At 70.4% G+C, this 19,776-nt stretch carries 18 protein-coding genes; 7 read left to right on the top strand and 11 right to left on the bottom strand.

Features of this window, described 5'->3' with window-relative positions; translation table 11 throughout:
• The first annotated feature begins 30 nt into the window (after positions 1 to 30).
• Together KME79_RS17285 and KME79_RS17280 are read left to right on the top strand one after the other, a co-directional pair.
• The gene (locus KME79_RS17285; RefSeq protein WP_246639972.1) at positions 31 to 1,800 is read left to right on the top strand and encodes a S1 family peptidase; all 1,770 of its coding nucleotides are present in this window, start codon (positions 31 to 33) and stop codon (positions 1,798 to 1,800) included.
• Positions 1,801 to 1,893: 93 nt separating this feature from the next.
• On the top strand, positions 1,894 to 2,076 hold the full coding sequence (locus KME79_RS17280) for a hypothetical protein (protein WP_219545297.1): 183 nt from the start codon (positions 1,894 to 1,896) through the stop codon (positions 2,074 to 2,076).
• Positions 2,077 to 2,090: 14 nt separating this feature from the next.
• On the opposite strand, the gene KME79_RS17275 is transcribed toward KME79_RS17280, so the two are convergent.
• Positions 2,091 to 2,651, bottom strand: coding sequence for a dihydrofolate reductase family protein (locus KME79_RS17275; protein ID WP_219545296.1), 561 nt, complete (start codon positions 2,649 to 2,651; stop codon positions 2,091 to 2,093).
• A 100-nt stretch (positions 2,652 to 2,751) separates the two neighbouring features.
• Between KME79_RS17275 and KME79_RS17270 the strand changes: the two genes are divergently transcribed.
• From KME79_RS17270 to KME79_RS17255, 4 genes are all read left to right on the top strand, one after another.
• Positions 2,752 to 3,381, top strand: a complete 630-nt coding sequence (locus tag KME79_RS17270; protein WP_219545295.1) for a TetR/AcrR family transcriptional regulator — start codon at positions 2,752 to 2,754, stop codon at positions 3,379 to 3,381.
• A 50-nt stretch (positions 3,382 to 3,431) separates the two neighbouring features.
• Positions 3,432 to 4,721 carry an acyltransferase family protein gene (locus tag KME79_RS17265; protein ID WP_219545294.1) on the top strand — a complete coding sequence of 430 codons (1,290 nt, stop codon included), beginning with the start codon at positions 3,432 to 3,434 and terminating at the stop codon, positions 4,719 to 4,721.
• A 94-nt stretch (positions 4,722 to 4,815) separates the two neighbouring features.
• The gene (locus tag KME79_RS17260; RefSeq protein ID WP_219545293.1) at positions 4,816 to 5,397 is read left to right on the top strand and encodes a hypothetical protein; all 582 of its coding nucleotides are present in this window, start codon (positions 4,816 to 4,818) and stop codon (positions 5,395 to 5,397) included.
• Between the two features lie 122 nt (positions 5,398 to 5,519).
• Entirely contained in the window at positions 5,520 to 6,959 is a 1,440-nt protein-coding gene (locus KME79_RS17255; RefSeq protein ID WP_308248944.1) for a flavin monoamine oxidase family protein, read from the top strand.
• 121 nt (positions 6,960 to 7,080) lie between these two features.
• Here the strand turns inward: KME79_RS17255 and KME79_RS17250 are convergent, their stop codons facing one another.
• Genes KME79_RS17250 through KME79_RS17235 form a run of 4 tightly spaced genes read right to left on the bottom strand, consistent with a single transcriptional unit; the run spans position 7,081 to position 12,373 of the window.
• Positions 7,081 to 7,314, bottom strand: coding sequence for a hypothetical protein (locus tag KME79_RS17250; RefSeq protein ID WP_219545292.1), 234 nt, complete (start codon positions 7,312 to 7,314; stop codon positions 7,081 to 7,083).
• A gap of 18 nt (positions 7,315 to 7,332) precedes the next feature.
• Positions 7,333 to 9,516 carry a lipase family protein gene (locus tag KME79_RS17245; RefSeq protein WP_219545291.1) on the bottom strand — a complete coding sequence of 728 codons (2,184 nt, stop codon included), beginning with the start codon at positions 9,514 to 9,516 and terminating at the stop codon, positions 7,333 to 7,335.
• A complete protein-coding gene (locus tag KME79_RS17240; RefSeq protein ID WP_219545290.1) occupies positions 9,513 to 11,096 on the bottom strand; it encodes a peroxidase family protein in 1,584 nt (527 codons plus the stop codon). The genes KME79_RS17245 and KME79_RS17240 overlap by 4 nt, the downstream gene beginning before the upstream one ends.
• 2 nt (positions 11,097 to 11,098) lie before the next feature.
• The gene (locus KME79_RS17235; protein ID WP_148033162.1) at positions 11,099 to 12,373 is read right to left on the bottom strand and encodes a cytochrome P450; all 1,275 of its coding nucleotides are present in this window, start codon (positions 12,371 to 12,373) and stop codon (positions 11,099 to 11,101) included.
• Positions 12,374 to 12,581: 208 nt separating this feature from the next.
• Here KME79_RS17235 and KME79_RS17230 point away from each other — a divergent pair, with 208 nt between their 5' ends.
• Positions 12,582 to 13,520, top strand: coding sequence for an acyl-CoA desaturase (locus KME79_RS17230; protein WP_219545289.1), 939 nt, complete (start codon positions 12,582 to 12,584; stop codon positions 13,518 to 13,520).
• Between the two features lie 7 nt (positions 13,521 to 13,527).
• Here KME79_RS17230 and KME79_RS17225 read toward each other — a convergent pair whose 3' ends face one another.
• The 6 genes from KME79_RS17225 to KME79_RS17200 all read right to left on the bottom strand — a co-directional run bounded on the left by KME79_RS17225 (position 13,528) and on the right by KME79_RS17200 (position 19,715).
• Positions 13,528 to 14,865: an MFS transporter gene (locus tag KME79_RS17225; RefSeq protein ID WP_148033164.1), complete on the bottom strand. Its 1,338-nt coding sequence runs from the start codon at positions 14,863 to 14,865 to the stop codon at positions 13,528 to 13,530.
• Between the two features lie 87 nt (positions 14,866 to 14,952).
• Positions 14,953 to 15,855 carry a polysaccharide deacetylase family protein gene (locus KME79_RS17220; protein ID WP_219545288.1) on the bottom strand — a complete coding sequence of 301 codons (903 nt, stop codon included), beginning with the start codon at positions 15,853 to 15,855 and terminating at the stop codon, positions 14,953 to 14,955.
• 91 nt (positions 15,856 to 15,946) lie between these two features.
• Positions 15,947 to 16,777, bottom strand: coding sequence for a hypothetical protein (locus KME79_RS17215; RefSeq protein WP_219545287.1), 831 nt, complete (start codon positions 16,775 to 16,777; stop codon positions 15,947 to 15,949).
• A 171-nt stretch (positions 16,778 to 16,948) separates the two neighbouring features.
• Positions 16,949 to 17,842 (bottom strand): SAM-dependent methyltransferase, encoded by an 894-nt coding sequence (locus KME79_RS17210; protein WP_219545286.1) that lies wholly within the window; start codon positions 17,840 to 17,842, stop codon positions 16,949 to 16,951.
• A 327-nt stretch (positions 17,843 to 18,169) separates the two neighbouring features.
• Positions 18,170 to 18,625 (bottom strand): hypothetical protein, encoded by a 456-nt coding sequence (locus KME79_RS17205; RefSeq protein ID WP_219545285.1) that lies wholly within the window; start codon positions 18,623 to 18,625, stop codon positions 18,170 to 18,172.
• Between the two features lie 154 nt (positions 18,626 to 18,779).
• The gene (locus KME79_RS17200; protein ID WP_219545284.1) at positions 18,780 to 19,715 is read right to left on the bottom strand and encodes an endonuclease/exonuclease/phosphatase family protein; all 936 of its coding nucleotides are present in this window, start codon (positions 19,713 to 19,715) and stop codon (positions 18,780 to 18,782) included.
• Between the last annotated feature and the right edge of the window lie 61 nt (positions 19,716 to 19,776).

The raw sequence follows: 19,776 nt of genomic DNA, 5'->3' as shown, positions 1-19,776 counted from the left end.
GCGGTTGTGCGTGGAAATCACAGCAGTAAGTTGCGAAAGATCGCCGCAGCCGCGGTGGTCGCGATGGCGGTCGCGCTGCCCGCCCTACCGGCGGTCGCCGACGACGGCGCCGACGAGCGTCCCGACGTGCCCGTCGGCACCTGGCTGGCCGCCCGCACCCAGCCGGCGGTGCAGCTGATCAGCCTCACCTACACCGGCACGGTCGCCGTGCCGTCGAGCGCGCTCAACCAGGCCGCGTTCAACCAGCTCACCGTGCAGGCCACCGACGCCGTGACGTCGGGCAAGATCTCCGCGGACGAGCGCAGCATCGCCAAGTGGATGTTCCAGCGGATCGCCGGCAACGTGGACGCCTACCTCACCGTGAGCTCGCCGGAGCGCACCGTCGAAGCCGAGGTCGGCGGCCTGTGCACCGGCTGGTGGGTGACCCCCGACGGTTACATGGTCACCGGCGCGCACTGCGTCCAGGTCGGCGACACCGCGCTCGCGCAGATGTTCGCGCAGCAGGCGCTGGCCACGTTCAACAAGGAAGACGCCCAGGGGATCGTCAGCGGTCTGCAGGGCATCGAGACGGACGAGGAGATCCTCAAGCTCGCGCAGCAGATCTTCGTCACGTTCAACAGCACCCACATGAAGATCCGCGGCCTGCAGCAGAGCCTGACGGTTCTGCAGAGCCTGCCCGGCGGCGGCGTGGACAAGACCGCCAAGGCCGTACCGGCCGAGCTGGTCTCGGTGGGCGAGAACTACCCCGGCAAGGACTTCGCGCTGCTCAAGGTCAACGGCCAGCAGAACATGCCGACCGTGCCGCTCGGCGACGACGGCGACGTGCGCACCGGCGACACGCTCTACATCAGCGGCTTCCCCGGCCTGGTCACCAACACGGCGTTCTTCAGCCTGGAGTCGAGGCTGGAGCCGGCGCTGACCGAGGGCCCGTACAACGCCACGCGCGCCACGCAGACCGGAGTGCCGTACATCCAGACCCAGGCGCCCTCCTACCACGGCAACTCCGGCGGCCCCGTCTTCAGCAAGGACGGCAAGGTCATCGGCATGCTGATCGCCGGCACCGTGAGCCAGGGCGGCGAGGCCTCGGAGAGCGAGAGCTTCGTGCTGCCGGTGAGCATCGTCAAGGAGAAGCTCGGCGAGAAGAACATCAAGGCGGCCCAGGCCACCACGACCACCCGGTACAACGAGGCGCTGAACGACTACTTCCGTCACTACTACGAGGACGCGCTGCCGAAGTTCCGCGAGGTCCAGGCGCTGTTCCCGAACCACCCGTACGTGGCCAAGTACATCAGCGACACCCAGCAGGCGATCTCCGCGGGCAAGGACCAGTCGCCCCGGCCGATCATGATGTGGGTGCTGATCGGGGCAGGCGCGCTGGTCGCCCTCGTGGTCGCGCTGATCCTGGTCAAGGTCCTGCGCGGCCGCCGGCGTCCCCCGCCGTCCTTCCCTCCGCACCCGCCGGGCGGCGGCTACGCCCAGCCGTCGCCGTACCCGATGCAGCAGCTCCCCGCCGCCCCGCATCACCAGGCGCAGAGCCCGTACGGCTCAGGCCCGCAGCACAACAACGTCCCGAACGGCGCGGACCAGCACGGCGGCCACCAGGGCGGCCAGTACGGCCAGTACGGCGGCGGTCACTACGGTGCCCACCAGCCGGGCGGTCAGCACAGCGGCCCGCACGGCGCCGGCCCGTACGGACAGCCCGCGCCCCCGCAGGGCCGGCCCCAGCCGCCCTACGAGGACCGGACCCGAGACGTCCGTTTCGGCCAGTTCGCACCCCCACCCGACGACAGACCCTCCTGACATCCACCGGCCCGGCCCAGGCGTTCACCCGCCCTGGCCGGGCCGTCGGCTCACCGTGATACACGTGCCGGCCGATGTCCACCTCGACCCCGCATGCGGAGCCTGTTCACCCAGGTCCTGGTCATGGTCGACAGCGTCTACGACACGGCCGCGGCGGGCACGACGATGAACCGGTCGGGGTTCGACTCCATGTACGGCTACTCCACGGCGACCGCCTGCACCGCGTCCGGCAAGAAATACTGGCGGCTCCGGCAGGAGTTCCGCCCCAAGTCCTGAGATCCTTCCGGCGGCTATTCCTCAGCCACCAGGTCATAGGTGCTGAGCAGGGCGCCCGAAGCGAACTTCCTGGTGCCGACGAGCCGGAGGTCCTTCTTCGGGTACGTCCCGTCGAACAGTCGAGTTCCGGACCCGAGGATGACGGGATTGACCAGAAGGCGCAGTTGGTCCAGGACGCCGAGGCCGATGGCGGCGGTGGCGGCCTGACCGCCCGCGAAGAGAGCAAGGTCCTGCCCGTCCTGGCGCTTGAGATCGTTGAGGGCGGTCGCGGGGTCATCGCCGAGCAGATGGGAATTGTGCCACTCGGTGTCCCGAAGGGTGCGCGACATGACGTACTTCGGCAGCTCGTGCATCCGGCGCCGCTGCGTGGCTGAGACCTCATCACCCGCTGTCGGCCAGTAGCCCGCGAGCTGCTCGAAAGCCGTCCGGCCGAAGACCATGCCGTCGATCGACTCCAGCATGGTGTCCAGGTGCGCCTGGAACTCCTCGTCGGCGAATCGCCAATCGATGTCGCCGTCCAGGTCGGCGATGTAGCCGTCGATCGACACGTTGATGTGCAGGAAGAGGCGCCTCATGGGATCTCCTTGTCGACTCACTTCTTGATTGATCAATCAAGAAGTGAGTCGACACACTACACTTCTTGAGCGAGCTGTCAAGAAGTCGTACCATGCGCTCATGCCACGAACCGGACGGCCACGCTCCTTCGACGACCACCAGATCGCCGAGGGCGCCATGGAGCTTTTCTGGAGCCGCGGCTTCGCCGCCACATCACTGCGGGACCTCAAAGAGGGCCTCGGCGTGTTGCCGGGCAGCCTGTATGCCGCCTATGGCGACAAACATGGGCTCTTCCTGCGCGCGCTGGGCCACTACGTGGGCGCGGCCCAGGAGCAGGCGACAGAAATCGCGACCGGGGCCACCATCCTGCCGGGCATCCGCGCACTCCTCCTTGAGGTCCTCCAGGCCGCACGGACGACCCCCGGACGCGGCTGCATGCTCGGCAACATCGCCGCCGAGCTGCTTCCCGGAGACGAGGCCGCCGGCCGGTTGGTCCACAGTGCCTTCAGCTCGCTGGAGGCCGGACTGGAGCAGGGCCTCCGGGCCGCGCAGCGGTCCGGAGAGGTCCGCCCCGGCATCGACTGCGGAGCTCAGGCACGGCTTCTTCTCGCGCTCATGCAGGGACTCCACATCGTCGCCCGCGCCGAAGCGGATCCCCAGCGCCTCGCCGATGCCGTCGACGCCGCCCTGGCTCCGTTGACCGACCCAGCGGATCCTTCGTCGTCGCCCGAGTCTCGCCGCACACGCTAGCCCCGCGCGCCGGTGTGACGGCCCCTGCCTGCCCGGGTAAGCACCTGCCTATGGGACGGCTGCGGCAGCTGGCCGGGAACACCCCGGCGCATCGGGATCGAGTGGTCGACCTGCTGCGCGCCGTCGCGATCATCGCCGTGGTGACAGGTCACTGGCTGGCCGTGTACGTGACGTACGACGGCGGCCTGCGGGGCGGCAGCGTGCTGGACGTCGTTCCGTGGACGCGCCGGCTGACCTGGCTGTTCCAGGTGATGCCGGTCTTCTTCCTGGTCGGCGGGTTCGCGGGGGCGGCCTCCATCACCTCCCACCGGGGGCGCGGCGGCACCGCCGTGAGCTGGATCCTGGGCCGTACGGACCGGCTCGTCCGGCCCACCACCGCGTTCCTCGGCGTGCTCGCGGTCTGCGCCCTGGCCGCGCGGGCGCTGGGGGTCGATGCGGAGCTGGTCGGCACCGGCGTGTGGATGGCGGCGATCCCGCTCTGGTTTCTCGTGGCCTACCTGGCCGTCGTGGTCCTCACCCCGTTGATGCACGCCCTGCACCGCAGGTACGGGCTCGCCGTGCCGATCCTGCTGACCGTGCTCGTCGGTGTGGGTGACGTGGCGCGGATGACCTCGGTCCTCGGCTTCGTGGCGTACGGCAGCTTCCTGCTCGCCTGGCTGGCCGTCTACCAGCTCGGATTCTCCTGGCAGGACGGGCGCCTGCCGTCCGGGTGGCGCGTCGGGCCGCCGCTCGCCCTGGGCGGGTTCACCGCCCTGGTGGTGATGACGGTGGCCGGGCCGTATCCGATCAGCATGGTGGGGATTCCTGGAGAGGAGATCCAGAACACCTCCCCGCCCACCCTCGCGCTGCTGGCGCTGGCCGCCACGCAGGCGGGCCTGGCCCTGTGGCTGCGTGATCCGGCCAACCGGTGGCTGCGCCGTCCGCGCCCCTGGATGGCGGTCGTGGCGGTCAACTCCGTGATCATGACGGTGTTCCTGTGGCACATGACGGCCGCGGTGATCGGCGTGGTGGCGCTGTATCCGACGGGGGTGCTGCCGGACCCGCCGGCCGGCTCCTCGTCCTGGTTCGCCCTGCGGGTGCCCTGGCTCCTCGCGCTGTCCCTGATCCTGGCCGGCCTGGTGGCGGTGTTCGGGCCGATCGAGCGGCGCGCCGGTCCACGGCCCGATCCGCACAGCTCGCCGATCGTGCCGGCCGTCGCCGGGATGGCGGGCGTGCTGGCCGGTCTGCTCGTCGCCGCCGTGGCGGGCCCCGGCGACCACGGCCCCACCGGTCTGTCGACCCCGGCCCTCGTCGCCTACTTCGCCGGGGCGACCGTCCTCCGCCATGCCCGCCGAACCTAAAGCGCAGGTCAAGGCAGGTGCAGCGCTTAACTCAGCCTTAAGCAGCCACATGCACTCTTGGGGTAACACCTGCACATCGGGGAGGAAACCTCACATGACAACTGAGCCGGAAACCGCGGGGAACCAGCCGTCCAAGCGCCGCTTCCCGCGTACCCTGCTGCTCGCCGCCACCGCCGCGCTCGTCGTCGCCACCGGCGCCGGCGTCGCCACCGCGGCGGCCACACCCCCGTCGGGCACCCCTGCCCCCGCCCCCACGGCCACCGAGTCCCCGTCGACCGGCCCGTCCGACAAGCCTTCCAAGAAGGAGGACCGCCGGCACTGGGACGGTCCCAAGATCAACCTTCACGGCGAGTTCGTGGTGCGGGAAGGCGAGGGCGAGTACGTCACCGTCGCCACCCAGCGCGGCGAGGTCACGGCCGTCGACCAGGACTCGCTCACCGTCAAGAGCGAGGACGGCTACTCCAGGGAGTACGCGGTCGACGCCGACACCCGGATCAACCGCGACGCGACCATCGACACGGTGAAGACCGGGCAGAAGGTCTCCGTCCTGGCGAAGGTGGACGGCGAGACGGCTACCGCCGTCGCGGTCCGCGCCAAGTCCGAGCGCGAGGGGAAGGACCGGCGCCACATGGACGGGCCGCACGAGCACCGTCACGGCAAGCCGGAGTCTTCCTGACCACTGCCGACTGTCAAGCCGGGCCCCCGGCTTGACAGAGGTATTGACCTCAGGTAGTCACTTCCTTACCTTGTGTAGTCGTCAGGGAAGGGCGTGGCACCCTGGAAGCGAACCCGCCGGGCGTGCCCCGCCCGCGTCACGATCTCCGCGTCCCGGCCGAGCTGGTCGCGACGGCCGGGCGCGGGCTCGGCGCCGGTGGCCGGCCGCGCAAGCGCGTGCTGGTCATCGGGGCCGGGATGGCCGGGCTGGTCGCCGCCTACGAGCTGATGCGCCAGGGCCACGAGCCCGTGGTCCTGGAGGCCCAGCAGCGGGTCGGCGGGCGGGTGCTGACCCTGCGCGACTTCGCCCCCGGCCTGTACGCGGAAGCGGGGGCGATGCGCATACCCCGCGTGCACGATCTCACCCTCGCCTACTGCGAACGGTTCGGGCTGCCCCTGCGCCCCTTCGTCATGAACAACCCCCGGACGCTCGCGTACATCCAGGGTGTCCGGACGACCATCGGCGAGCTCGGGCGCAACCCGCAGCTCGTCGACTTCGGCCTGGCCGAGCACGAGCGCGGCCGCACCTACGAGGATCTGTGGCGCACCGCCACCCAGGAGATCCACGACCTTTACGCGCTGGAGGGCGAGAAGGCGCTCGACCGCATCTGCGCCGAGTACGACCGCTACTCCATCCGCGGCTTCCTGCGCGAGCGGGGGTTCTCCGAGGGGGCGATCGAGCTCTACGGCGTGATGAGCTTCCGCGAGTCCAACCTCAACGCGGCCGTCATCGAGCAGTTCCGCGAGATCGTCGGGCGGGCGTTCGAGGACATGCAGGAGATCGTGGGCGGCGCCGACCGGCTGCCCGTCGCGTTCTACCGCGAGCTGAGGCGCCACATCCGGTTCGGCCACGAGGTGACGGCCATCGAGCAGGACGACCACTCGGTGACCCTGCACGTCCGTACGGGCTCGGGCCGCACATCGATCACCGGCGACCACGCCATCTGCGCCATCCCGTTCTCGGTGCTGCGTGACGTCGAGACCAGGCCCGCCTTCTCCCGCCGCAAGCAGCGCGCCATCCGCGAGCTCAACTACAACGCCTCCACCAAGATCCTGTTGCAGGTGCGGCGGGCGTTCTGGGAGCGGACCGACGGCATCGTCGGCGGCACCACGGTCACCGACCTGCCGATCCGGCGCATCTGCTACCCCTCGCATCCCGCCGACGGCGACGAGCGGGCGGTCCTGCTGGCGGCCTACACCTGGGGGCAGGACGCGCTGCGCTGGGGCGCGATGCCCGCCCAGAAACGCATCGAGCAGGCGCTCGAAGACGTCGCCAAGATCCACCCGGAGATCTACGACCACTTCGAGTTCGGCGTCTCCCACGCCTGGTACAACGACCCGTACGCAGCCGGGGCCTTCGCCCTCTTCGAGCCCCACCAGCAGACGGCCCTGCACGACGCGATCATCGGCCCCGAGGGCCGCGTCCACTTCGCCGGCGAGCACTGCTCGCTCTGGCACGCCTGGATCGAAGGCGCACTCGAATCAGGACTCAGCGCCGCCCGCGCCGTCCACGAAGCGAACTGACCCACCCCCGACGGCCCGCGCCGCGCAAGCCCGTGACGTTTCATGACATAGCCGCCCCTCGACGGGACGCGCAGCCGTTGCGCGCCCCGGCCGAACGGGACCAGCGCGGGTCCGCCCGGGGTCAAGGGCGGGACCGGGCGGCGTAGCGGTGCAGGCGGGTCGCGGCCTCGTCGAGGTCGGCCACTGCGGCGACACAGGCGGCGACATGGGCGTTCACCGAGGCCCGCAGCCACGGCGGCGCGACGCCGGCCGCGTCCAGCCGCGCTCCGATCTCGCGCAGGCGCTCGGCGCAGGCGGCGAGCGCGCGGGCGTCCGAGCGCAACACCTCGGCGTGCGCGGCGTGTTCGACCGGCATTTCTCCTCCATCAGCGGATCACCAGCAGGACGGCGACACTTCTCCGGCGACAGGCGGGCGGTCGCGGGGGTGCAGGGGGACGGCGGCGTCTCTGAGGGTTTGGCGGGCGGGCGAGGACAGGGACAACAGAGGGCTGGCGCCGTCGAGCCCGAGGGCGCGCACCCGCTCGGCCAGGGGATGCGCCGAGCCCGGTTCGGCCGTCAGCCGCAGCAGGGGCAGGGGGTGGAGGCGTCCGGGGCCGCGGACCCGTACGCATGAGCGCAGCGTGCCGGCGCCGGTCCCGGCCGTGTAGCCGACCAGGTCGCGGTCGCCGACGGGCAGGAAGGGGCCGAGCCTCCCGGAGAGGGTGAAGGCGTCGCCGACGCTGACCCGCGCCCGCCCTGCGGCGAGCCGCACATCGACGGGCTCCAGATGCGTCTCACCACCCCACAGCCGCGGCGCGACGGCATGGACAGCCTCGGTGTCCACGGCCGACCCGACGAGCAGGCTGCCCGAACGCCGCCGCCCCGCGCTCCGCAGCAGGTCGGGCCAGAGCGAGGGCGACCGCCCTGGGCCGGGCACGACGACGCCGAGGTGCGCCTCCCGGTAGCCGCCGAAGCTGGTGTCCCGGTTCCAGGCCGCGTGCATGGCGACCAGGGCGCGGCCCGCGACGAGCAGGGGCCCGAACCCGGTCCCCTCCAGCACCCCGGCCACCGCCTCCCGGTCGGCGGCGAACAGCGCGGTGAGCGCGCTGCCGCGACGGCACCTGATCGGCAGCTCGACCGACCCGTCCAGCGAGTAGGTCGGCACGGTCAGGAACGGGAAACCCGCCGGATCGGGCGCGCGGTCGAACAGCTGGTACGCCTGGGACCGCACGACCCGCCCCCGGTAGGGCGCGAGCCGGTCGTCGATGTGGTCGCGGGCCTCGGGCAGGTCGCGGGCGAGGTTGTCGATGTAGTGCTCCAGCCGGTGGCAGAGCGGGAACAGGTGGGAGGAGTCGTAGTAGTCGACCACGTACCAGCCGGGGTTCAGGTCGAAGCAGTTGCCCGCGCCCTGCCCGTCGAGGGTGGGGATGATGTCGTGCTGGTTGGTGACGCTGGCCACCCAGGTGCGCGGGTCGGCGGGCCGCTTGAAGTCGACGGGCGATCCGACGGCGATGACGTGGGTGACGGTGAACCTGGCGCAGAAACCGGAGTCCTGCGCCAGGTTCATGATCGCCGCACCGCCGGCGCTGTGCCCGACGAGCGCCACCTCGGCGCCCTCTGGCAGCCCGTAGTCGGCGACGGCCCTGGCCAGCGCGCGGCTGTAGGGGCTGCTGTCGAGCACGGCGCTGCTGAACGCGCCGAGCAGGTCCTGGGGCGAGTCGCCGTCGAGCAGCCCCGCCATGCCCGGCACCTGGACGACGTGCCGGACCACCCCGTCAGGGCCCTGGACGCTCTGGACGAGGATCCGCCCGGTGGAGCCGATGACGCTGATGTTGCCCAGGAACCCGAGGAGCGATCCCCGGTCGCCGAGCCGGGCGGACTCGGCGTCGCTCAGGTCGGTCCGGCGGGCGGCGCCCTCCCCGGTGTCGAGGACGGCGATGGCCCGGTTGCTGATGCCGGTGATCGGGTCGGCGGTGGCGCGGCCCCGGCCGGTCGCGATGAGCCAGGCGGTGGCGTCGTTCAGCGGGTTCTCGTCCAGGAGCGCCCGCAGCGCGAGGACCTCACCGAAGACGGGGGCGAGCCCGCTGAGCCCGCGCACCGCGCCGCGGTCCTTCAGCAGCGCGCGCAGGGCGCGGACGGCTTCCAGGTCGCGGTCGGCCGCGGCCGCGTCGACGAGCCGGGCGATCATCGGGTCTTCGGCCAGCTCGGGGTGGTCGACCGCGACGGCGGCGATGCGCAGCCGCAGTGACGTGGCCAGCACGCGTACGACCAGGTTCTCGGCCCCGGCCATGGCGCCCACTTTGGCGGCCAGGGTGACCAGCGGACCGCCGGTGAGCGCGTACCCGAGACCGCGGCGGCCGGTGGTGGCCCGCAGCAGCGCACGACAGGCGGACCTGCCCTCGGCGGGAGCGCGCGGCAGGCCACGCAGCAGCTCGCCGTCGGTGAGCGCGGCCGTCGCGTGACCCGCTACCTCCCGAAGGGTGACCGCGACATCGACCACCTCACGCGCAGCGGCACGCAGCAACGCGGCGGCTGAATCAGACGGACCGACCGGGGACGCCTCGGAGGGACTGGTCATGTGAAGGCCTGCCGGGTCATGCTGACGAAGCGGGCCGTCGGGTCTTCGGGGGTGTTGCGGCGTACCACGTCGGCGAGGGTGCGGGTGGCCGTGATGATCCGCACGCCGGTCGGGGAGAAGGTGGCGGCGTTGAACACGCGCGGCGCCAGCAGCGGGTTGGTGAGCGCCTGGGAGAAGGCGTCGATGGCGATGATCTTGGTGAGCAGCGGCGGCAGGATCGCGTCCGGGGACCCGGGTTCCTCCGCGAAGAGTCCCACGTACAGGTCGAGGTCGTCGACGCCGCGGTAGAGGTCGCGCAGCGCGCCGGAGACCCGCGCGTCGCCGGAGACGTGCTCGAACCGGCGCACCCGGGGGAAGCGGCAGTGTCGCCGGTAGTCGTTGTACGAGGCCAGGCCGAGCACGCGCGAGTCGGCGATGCTCGCCGCGTCGACCTCGCGCAGCAGCGGGTCGGTGTTGAACAGCCCGATGCGGCCGGCCCGCTGGCGGGAGGCGTCCTCGAAGAGCCGGCCGAGCCCGGGGCCGGGGATCAGCGCGCCGCCGACCATGGTTTCGGCCAGGGGCAGGTCGTGCCCGCCCACGGACAGGTGGGACGGGATGAGGCTGTGCCAGCGGTAGACGAGGTTGAACTCCACCGAGGCCCAGTTCTCCCGGTGCCAGGGGGCGTGCGCCAGCAGCGCCGACAGCTTCGGGTCCAGGGTGAACCGGAAGTGGTAGGGGGTGATGTGGTTGATGTACTCCTCGACCACGAGCTTGATCAGCAGCACGATGAGGATGTTGCGGGCCGTCTGGAACAACCGCTCGTCGTCCCAGCGCGGATGGTTCTTGGCGAGCAGCCGGGCCACCCGGTTGTGCTCGCGCAGGAACAGCACCGTGAGCATGGTGAAGCCGAGCTGGATGTTGCCCCGGTCGCTGCCGGTGGCGAAGAGCGTGTCGCGCTGCTCGTCGCTGAGCTCGTCGAAGCGGATGACGCGCAGCGGGGCGAACTCGGGCTTGATCTTGCCGTTCTCGCACAGGAAGGGCGGGAACTCCCCGCCGTCGAGCAACTGGCTCTTCAGCAGCCCGCCGTCGAAGGTGCGCAGCGCGGCGGTCGCCCGCTCGTCGAGGCCGTAGACCTGGTTGAGGTCGATGTGGTGGTTGGAGCTGTTCTTGCGCGGGTCGCGCGGGATGTTCACGTCGCCGCGCAGGAAGCCGTCGGTGAACCATTGGGCGAAGTACGCGAACAGCACCGTGGAGCGCGGGCAGTGGATCATGGACTCGCCGCGGGTGAACAGCTCGGCGGCCCGCTCGGGGGTCGGCCGCCTGTCGTCGGCCACGGTGATCGGGGGCAGGTGGCGCCCGCTGTAGGTGCGGTCGGTCAGCGAGGCCCAGGAGGTGTAGCCGGCCATGGTGCTCAGCGGCTCCGGCCGCGGCGGCATCTCGCGGATCGCCTGGTCGATCAGGGTCGCGTTGACCCTGCGCCGCACCGGATCGACCCGCTGCAGAAGGTCCCAGAACGGCCGGCCGCTCGTCAGGGCCAGGAACCTGAGCCGGTTGACGAGCCCGTCCGAGGCGACGCCGCGCGCTGTCGTGCTGCCCGCCATCGTCAGCCCTCCCGCCGCTCGGTGCCGAGCCCGACGACGAAGCGGTCGGGGAAGATGCCGAGGGCGCGCTCGACAGCGCCTTCCGGTGGGGGCAGCAGGCGGACGCCGGGACGCAGCAGCAGACGCCGTACGGTCTCGCTCACGACGACCCTGGCCGGATGGACGCCCAGGCAGGCGTGGTGGCCGTGGCCGAAGAACAGGTGGTGGTGCGCCGGGCGGTCGAGGCGGAACTCGCCCGGCTCCGGCACCACGTCGGCGTCGAACATGGCCGAGGCGGGCGCCGCGAGCACGAACGTGCCCGCCGGGATCGGCGTGGCGCGCGGCGTGCCCGCCGCCAGCACGTGATCGCGCTCGCACAGCCTCGGCAGCAGCTTGAAGAACGGGTTGAACCGCAGCGCCTCCCAGACGTAACGGTCGAACCGTTCGGGGTCCCCCGCCGCCTCGACGGCCTCCGCCAGCACCTCCGGACGCATCAGCAGCTGCTCGACCGCCTCCGTCATGGCTCCTGGCGCGCTCTCCACGAAGCCCAGCGGCAGCCCGGCCATGTTGATCAGGATGCGGTCGTCGGGCACGTGCGAGGAGCGGACGAGCCGGGCGAAGACGTCGTCGGGCGGATCGGGCGCCGCCCGGTATTCGGCGAGCCGCTCGCGCAGGTAGGCGATCATCTCCGTGCCGGCTCGTACGGACGCGGCCTGGATCTCCGGATCGCCGTGGAAGTTGGCGAAGCCGTCGGTGACGACGGCGCGCGTCCACCGCGACAGGGTCTGCGGGTCGGGGCCGGGGAAGCCGAAGTAGTGGGCGCACACCCCCAGGGCGACGGGCCTGAACAGCCCGCCGACCGTCTCGACGCGCCCGCCGGGCGAGGCGGCGTCGAGCAGCTCGTCGGCGAGGTTCCCGGCGAGCTCGCGCACCCCGGCCACGTCGCCGGGGTCGAGCATGACCTGCATCAGGCCCTTCTCGCGCCAGTTCATCGCGGTGGCGTCCCTGCCGAGCATGAACGGCCCGCCCAGGGCGGCGTCGAGCCGCGGGCCGAAGGCCCGGACCGAGAAGATCTCCTCACGGGAGAGCACCTCGGTGACGTCGGCGTGGCGGGTCACGACCGTGAAGGCGGGCGTGACGAGGATGGGACGCCGCTCGCGCAGCTCGGCGAACAGGCCGCGCCAGTCGCTCCGGATCCACTCTCTGACCAGCCCGAACGCGGACATCGGAGCGCTGGCGAGCGCCTCGTCGTACCTCTCCAGATAGCCGCCCGTGGTCGTCTGGCCGACAGCACCCATTCCGTGGACCTTTCCGCATGGTTCCGGAGCGATCATCAATGATCACGTTGTGCAACCACAATCTAGGGAGACCCTCTGCGTTTCTTCATGGCTACGGAGCGCATTGTTCTGCCTCCTGAAAGTAATCGAGTCGTCACTGTCAGGTCATAGCCGCACTCCAGGACCCCCGCCGTTGAATGGGGAGCCGGGGTCACCACAGGGAGGAAGCTTGACGTCAGCCATTCCACGCCGGAGCGCGGCGGAGACGGTGGCGGTCACCACGGGCCGCCGCACCGCCTATCTGGTCGTCCTGGTCGTGCTGCCCGTGCTGCTCCTCGCGCTCGCGGTGTCGGCCGCCTGGGGCTGGGGCATCGGCCCGCGCGACCTGGTCATCGCCGCCGTGATGTACGCGGTGAGCATCTTCGGCATCGCCGTCGGCTACCACCGGCTGTTCACCCACCGCGCCTTCCGCTGCAACCGGGCGCTCAGGGTCGCGCTCATGCTGGCGGGCGGCATGGCCGTCGAAGGGCCGGTCACGCTGTGGGCGGCCGAGCACCGCAGGCACCACAAGTACGCCGACCGCGAGGGCGACCCGCACTCCCCGTGGCGCTACGGCGAAAGCGGCCTGGGCCTGCTGCGCGGCATGCTGCACGCGCACGTCGGCTGGTTCTACACCGCCCGGCGCCGCTCCAGCACCCGCCACTGGGTGCCCGACCTGCTGGCCGACCCGGACGTGCGGCGCTTCGACGCCGCCTACCCGGCCGTCGTGGCCCTCTCGTTCGCGCTGCCCGCCGCCGCCGGAGGGCTGTGGTCGATGTCGTGGGCGGGCGCCTGGACCGCCTTCTTCTGGGGCGGGCTCGTCCGTTACGCGGTCGTCCACCACGTCACCTGGTCGGTCAACTCGGTCGCCCACACCTTCGGCGACCGGCCGTTCCGCACCCGCGACCGCTCGTCCAACGTGTGGTGGGTGGCGCTGCTGACGTTCGGCGAAGGCTGGCACAACTGGCACCACGCGGAGCCCGCCTGCGCCCGCCACGGCGTGCTCAAAGGCCAGCTCGACCCCAGCGCGCGGCTGATCCGCTGGTTCGAGCGGGCGGGCTGGGCGCACGGCGTGCGCTGGCCCGACCCCGCCCGCCTCTCCGCCCACCGCACCGACCGCCTGCCCTGACCCGCGGTCACGCCTCCGTCTTCACGGGTACGGGCGAGCCCGCGTCCAGGCGGAAGGCGCCCACGGCCAGCCCGCCGGCGGCGAGCACCGCCGCGGCCAGCAGGTAGAGCCCGCCCGGCCCCCACCCGGCGTCCAGCAGCCGACCGGCGACCAGAGGCGACAGGATCGCGCCGACGCGGCCGACGCCGATGCCCCAGCCGACGCCGGTGGCCCGCATCTCCGGCGGGTAGATCGAGGGCGTGAGCGCGTACAGGCCCGCCACCGCCCCGGTGACGAACAGCCCGATGAGCGCGCCGAGCGCGAGCGCCGGTCCGTACACCGACATGGCGGGCACGAACAGGGCCAGCAGCGCGACCGAGGCCAGCACGTAGCCGAGCAGCACGCGCCGGAGCGCGAACCGGGCCGCGAGCAGGCCGAGCAGCGTCGTCCCGAAGATGCCGCCGAGGTTGAGCAGCGACCCGCCGGTGATGCCCTCGGTGGCCGACATCCCTGCCTCCACCAGCAGCTTGGGCGTCCAGCTCGCCACGAAGTAGAAGCCGGACATGCTCGTGAAGAAGCCGGCCCAGGTGAGCAGCGTGTTACGACGCCGCGCGGGCGACAGGAGCTGCCGCAGCCCGGGCGCTCGCCCGGCGGGCGCGTCCGGCTCGGGCATCGACCGCAGCGGCGGCTGCCGCATCGCGGCCAGCAGCGCGTTGAGCCTGTCGAGGGCGCCGGGCGAGCGCCGCGTGAGCAGGAAGTCGAGCGACTCGGGAAGCCTCCGGACAACGGCGGCGACGAGCAGCGCGGTGGCGACCCCGCCGAAGGCGAACACCGACCGCCACCCCGACGCGTTCTGCAGGACCACGGCGATGACGCCGCCCACCGTGCCGCCGACGGCGTAACCGGCGGTGTTCAGGCTGACGGCCAGGCCGCGCCAGCGCCGGTTGGCGTACTCGGCGGCGATGACGTTGCTGCCGGCGATGACGCCGCCGATGCCGACCCCGGTGACCAGCCGCAGCAGCCCGAGCTGGACGGCGCTCCCGGCCAGGGCCGACAGCAGCATCCCGGACGACGACACCGCCAGGCAGGCGAGGATCAGCGGCCGCCGCCCCGTCCGGTCGGCGACCGGCGCGAGGAACAGCGATCCCAGCGCCATCCCGACCAGCCCGGCGCTCAGCAGCAGGCCCAGCTCGGTCCCCGACAGCCGCCACTCGGCGGAGACGGCCGCGGCGGTGAACGACATGACGAGCACGTCGAACCCGTCGACGACGTTCAGCAGGACGCACACGGCGATCGCCGACCACTGCGATCGGGACATCGGGGCGTCGTCGATGCGGGCGCGCAGACGCGCGGGCGATGGGCTCATCCCGGCTCAGCCGTGGGTGATGCCGTCGCGGAGGGCGTTCACCGGCGGCTCAGGGGTCCAGCTCATGCCTGCCAGTATGGCCCCGGCTCAGTGGACGTCGGCCGGCCGCGCCCGCTCCTTGAACGGGTAGCGGGCCCGGAAGTCCTTCTCCGCCTCGGCGAACGACATGAACTTCACGCCCTTGTGACCGCGCATGTGGTGGATCAGCCTTTCCAGCATGAGCAGCACCTGCGGCCGGCCGCTCACGTCCGGGTGGAGTGTGATGGGGAAGACCGCGTAGTCGAGCTCCCGGTAGACCCAGTCGAACTGGTCGCGCCACTGCTGTTCGAGATCGCGCGGGTTCACGAAGCCGTGGCTGTTCGGCGAGTTCTTGATGAACATCATGGGCGGCAGGTCGTCCAGATACCAGTTCGCGGCGAACTCGACCAGATCCACCTCCTCGCCGTGGACCAGCGGCTTCATCCAGGTCGAGGCGTCCTTGTCGTAGTCGATCCGCGTCCACTCCTCGCCCCGGCGGGCGTAGAAGGGCTGGAAGTCCCGGTACGACTGCGAATGGTCGTAGCTGAACCCGTACTTGAGCAGCAGGTCGATGGTGCGCGCCGACATCTCCCACCACGGCGCGACGTACCCGCTCGGCCGGACGCCGAACTCCTTGTCGAGCAGCTCGACGCTGCGCGCCAGCACGTCCTCCTCCTGCTGGGCGGACATCGCGACCGGGTTCTCGTGCATGTAGCCGTGCGCGCCGACGTCATGCCCGGCTTCGACGATCATGTGCGTCTGCCTCGGGAACGACTCCGCCGAATGCCCCGGTACGAACCAGCTCGTCCTGATGCCTTCCCGGGCGAACAACCGCAGCAGCCGCGGCGTCCCCACCTCGGCCGCGAAGACACCCCGCTGGATGTCGTTCGGGGACTCCTGGCCCCCGTACGAGCCGATCCAGCCGGCGACCGCGTCCACGTCTATGCCGAAACACACGTTGATGGCTTTCATGCCACGCACGTACCCGGAGCATCGCCGTGTACCGGTCATGGACTGACGATGCCGAGGTCACGCCCGCCGCATGCGCGGGTGCCGCGGCACGTCAGGTTTCCATCGTGTCGTCCGAGTCGCTCTCGTGGAACTCGGCCACGATCCGGTCCGCCTCTTCTTTCAGGGCCTTTCGGAAGGTCGCACCGTCCTTCTTGGTGAGGAAATAGTCACCTAACAACGGCAGGCTTCTCTCCGCGTGCTCACGGGCCAGCCGGGGAATGGCGTCATACCACTCCTGGTCGAACTCCTCGGTGTCGTGGGCGGCGTCATAGTCGGCCTCATAGAGCTTCTCGAGCCTCTCGGCCAGATCGTCACGGACGTCCTGCCAGATCGGGTTGAAAGCCACCGCCCTGTTGATCTCGGAAAAGCCTTCGGTGAACGTGGAGAATATCTCGACCCGCAGGTCATCGCGCAGCGCGTAACCCTCTTTGGTCTCTCCGTCCCATCTCCGCTGGCGCTGCAGGTTCTCCATCTGCTGGATCAGCGTCTTGCACCCCGGCGCCACGTACTTGTTTCCCCAGAACGCGTCCGGGCAGGCCGGACGCTCGGTGTAGACCCAGGACAGGACCCACTGGGCGGGGAACACCCCGTCGTCGACCGGCGGCAGGACGTGGTTGATGAACTGGTATTCGGAGTGGCTTTCGTTGACCCTGACGTGGTGCTGAACGTAAGTTCCCACGGTTCTGTATACGCCGATCCCCGTGCTGCTGATCGTGCGACCGGGGTTCGCGGTGGTCGTGGTGACTCCTGGCCTCTGCACGAAAAAGAACGTGGCGATGTTGTAGTGGGCGTCGATTTTTTCGTCTGTGCGTTTCTGGCACGCCTCCCGCGTATACCCGTCGTATCCGTATTTCTCCGGCGGAAGCGAGAATTCGTATACCACGGCCCCTCCTATTGAGAATTTTCCTCACGGTACGCCAGGATCGAGGCAACGTCGAGAGGCGTTTACGAGGTGATGCGGCTCGGCCGTCAGGAGCGAAATGGGTCACAGCTTCTCAGGCCGCCCGAGCCGATCCAGCCAACGAACGCGTCCATGCCGAAACACCCGTTGATGTCAGGGCCCGTGCGCTTCAGCGTGCGCAAGGCTGATCACAGGCTTGATCGCGACACCGCCGTAGGCCCAGGCATGGCCGCCGGGAATCGGTTCCCGGTCGTCGACGGGATCCGGCCGCCACGTCACCACCTCGACGAGGCCCGGATCCACCAGGTCCCAGCCCGCGAAGAACCGCAGCGTCTCGTCGTGGCGGCGCGGCACCATGGGGGCGGAGCTGTTGTCGTAGGGTTTGGTGAAGTCCTCGCGGCGCACCTGGTCGGCGAAGTCGAGCGTGATGTGCGACAGCAGCAGGTGACTGCCGCCGGGCACCGCGGCCTTGAACTGCTCGACCAGCCCGTACGGATCTTCCTGGTCGGTGATGAAGTGCATGACCCCGGCCAGGATGACGGCCACGGGACGGGTGAAGTCGATCACGCGCCGGACCGTGGGATCGTCCAAGATCTTCTCCGGCTGCCGCAGGTCCGCCTCGATCATGTCGGTCATGCCCGCGGGGTCACCGGTCAGCAGAGCCCGACCGTGCACCAGAACGATCGGGTCATTGTCCACATAGGCCACACGGGCCGCGGGCACGGCCCGCTGGGCGATCGTGTGGGTGTTGTCCTGGGTGGGGATCCCGGTGCCGATGTCCAGGAACTGGGTGATGCCGGCCTCGTCCGCCAGATACCGCACCGCCCGGCCCAGGAAGGCACGATGCGCGCGCACGCCCTCGCGGGTGCCCGGCGACAACTCAATGAGCGCCTCGGCGGCTTTGCGATCGGCGTCGAAGTTGTCCTTGCCGCCGAGCAGGTAGTCATAGATCCGAGCCGGATGAGGAATATGGCGATTAATCCTCGAGATCGGAGCATCTGAGCCTGCGGGGGCCGGCGGGTCTGTCCCTCTGTCGCTGTCAGGCATCTTCTCTTCCTCGTAGACCGGCGATGACCGCGCCGATAGGAGAGATCACTTGGGGCAATCAGTCTGGATATCCCGCCGAAAATTGTCAAGAACGAGGCAGAAAGTTTCGGCGACGCTTGCGGCCCTCTCCATCGAGGTCTCCGGGGCGGTACTGCCAGACGAACTCGAGCCCCGGCGGGGCCACCGTCGTGAAGTGCACGCGTCCCGGCCACGTGGGCGCGTGGAATCACCAGCACATGGCCGGGCGGCGGTCCATGCTCGCCACCCGGCCACGGCCGGTGATGATCTCGCAGCGGACGCGGACGTCTGGTCCCGCACCCGGTTATGTCACTGCCCGGCCTGGACGACTTCTCCCGCGTCGCCGCTGGAGGTCGCCGCCGCGCTGTGGCAGTCGGCGTGGTTGATCGGCACCGCCCGCACGTCGAAGCCGGGGTGGACGCTGTTGAACACGAAGTACGCGGGCCCCTCGCCGGTGATCGTCACGGGCCCCAGACCACCTCCCGCTTGCCAGGCGCGGACTCTCAGGCAGTAGTTGTCCCCGAAGTAGACGGCGGCCGTGTACCGCCAGCCCGAATACCGCCCGGCCGGAATCAGGGCGTCGTAACAACCCTGCCGATAAACACAGGCGTTCGTTATCCAGGTCTGGACGGCGCCGACGGCGATCGTGCTGGTGTTGTGAACCCCGTTGTCCGTCGGCGAGGCCGCCGTCGCCGCCGAGGGCGCCCCACCAGCCAGAAGACCGGCCGTCAGGGCGATCGCGGCAGCCCAGGTCGTTTTCCTCATCTTCCCTCTCCCGCCTTGCGATTTTGCGCTGAATTTCCTGCGATGAGCAACGGCCGTCGCGAGAAAAATAACGCTCTCGCTCCGATCACAGACAGGACAGCAGCCGGGCATTCAGAGGACACACCTGGGATCCGCCGTCAGACCCGGGACGGAGTCACGGCTTGGTCAGGCGGATCAGCATGCCGTCGTGGTCGGTGTAGGTCAGCCCGTACAGGCTCCGGCTGACGAAGGTGAAGTCGTTGCTGAAGATGACGTGCTGCACGTCCCCGTCGCCCTTGCGGGTGTTGCCGCTGGGGACGCAGTTCTGCGCGTTCTCCGGGTCGGAGGTGTCGTACTCCAGGTTGAAGTCACCGCCGACGACCGTCTTGCCGGAGATGCCCTCCTGCGACCTGATGTAGGGCACGGCGCTGAACATCAGGGCCTGACACTGGTTCAGCGCGATCGGCTCGCTGTTCGCGCTCAGGTGGGTGGCGCAGGACAGGTGGTCGCCCACCGCGTAGGCGCAGGCGAAGGTGCGCACCTCGTTGCCGCTGTCCTGGGTCGTGTACTCGCCGACCCAGCCGTTGGCCCCCTGCCACAGGGCGGCGGGGACCCGGCCGAGGACGGCGTTGCCGTAGGTGCCGCCGTTCGTGCAGGTGATCGGGTTGCCCGTCGGCTTGTCGAGCGCCGGGTAGAAGACGGAGTAGGTCCAGTCGTTCGGCCAGGCCTCGGCGAGCGACGGCTGGAGGTAGTTGGGCAGGTCGACGGAGCAGATCTCGTTCAGCGTCACCAGGTCGGGGGCGAGGTAGTAGATCAGGTCGCCGCCCTCGTAGATCGACTGGCCGCCGGCGTAGCAGCCCGCCTTGCCGCTGTTGCACAGGTTGAGCTGGAGCTCGTAGAACGACCGCGCGGCCTGCGTCCTGGCGGGCCGGTCTGGGCGGGCCGCCAGCGCCGACCTGGCCTGGCCGCCGCGGGCCTTCGCCGTCAGCGCCGCGGCCTCGGCGCCCATCGGCGCGACGCTCCGTACGGACAGGGGCTTGACCTGGACGGGCTCGGCGTGAGCGGGGGCGGCGACGCCGGGCGAGGTCATGACGAGGGCGAGCGCGGACACGGCGGTTAACAGACGACGGGCGATCTTCACAGGCGATTCCTCCATCGTGTCGCGATGATCA

The organism is Nonomuraea harbinensis (assembly GCF_019396385.1).
Taxonomy (GTDB): Bacteria; Actinomycetota; Actinomycetes; order Streptosporangiales; family Streptosporangiaceae; genus Nonomuraea; species Nonomuraea ferruginea.
Note: the sequence above shows the minus strand (reverse complement) of the source record. Positions and strands in the feature narration are given on the sequence as shown.

Excerpts from the sequence above, each read along its gene's own strand:
- KME79_RS17280 (WP_219545297.1), top strand. The coding sequence starts at position 1,894 with ATGCGGAGCCTGTTCACCCAGGTCCTGGTCATGGTCGACAGCGTCTAC.
- KME79_RS17275 (WP_219545296.1), bottom strand. The coding sequence starts at position 2,651 with ATGAGGCGCCTCTTCCTGCACATCAACGTGTCGATCGACGGCTACATC.
- KME79_RS17270 (WP_219545295.1), top strand. The coding sequence starts at position 2,752 with ATGCCACGAACCGGACGGCCACGCTCCTTCGACGACCACCAGATCGCC.
- KME79_RS17265 (WP_219545294.1), top strand. The coding sequence starts at position 3,432 with ATGGGACGGCTGCGGCAGCTGGCCGGGAACACCCCGGCGCATCGGGAT.
- KME79_RS17260 (WP_219545293.1), top strand. The coding sequence starts at position 4,816 with ATGACAACTGAGCCGGAAACCGCGGGGAACCAGCCGTCCAAGCGCCGC.
- KME79_RS17250 (WP_219545292.1), bottom strand. The coding sequence starts at position 7,314 with ATGCCGGTCGAACACGCCGCGCACGCCGAGGTGTTGCGCTCGGACGCC.
- KME79_RS17245 (WP_219545291.1), bottom strand. The coding sequence starts at position 9,516 with ATGACCAGTCCCTCCGAGGCGTCCCCGGTCGGTCCGTCTGATTCAGCC.
- KME79_RS17240 (WP_219545290.1), bottom strand. The coding sequence starts at position 11,096 with ATGGCGGGCAGCACGACAGCGCGCGGCGTCGCCTCGGACGGGCTCGTC.
- KME79_RS17235 (WP_148033162.1), bottom strand. The coding sequence starts at position 12,373 with ATGGGTGCTGTCGGCCAGACGACCACGGGCGGCTATCTGGAGAGGTAC.
- KME79_RS17225 (WP_148033164.1), bottom strand. The coding sequence starts at position 14,865 with ATGAGCCCATCGCCCGCGCGTCTGCGCGCCCGCATCGACGACGCCCCG.
- KME79_RS17220 (WP_219545288.1), bottom strand. The coding sequence starts at position 15,855 with ATGAAAGCCATCAACGTGTGTTTCGGCATAGACGTGGACGCGGTCGCC.
- KME79_RS17210 (WP_219545286.1), bottom strand. The coding sequence starts at position 17,842 with ATGCCTGACAGCGACAGAGGGACAGACCCGCCGGCCCCCGCAGGCTCA.
- KME79_RS17205 (WP_219545285.1), bottom strand. The coding sequence starts at position 18,625 with ATGAGGAAAACGACCTGGGCTGCCGCGATCGCCCTGACGGCCGGTCTT.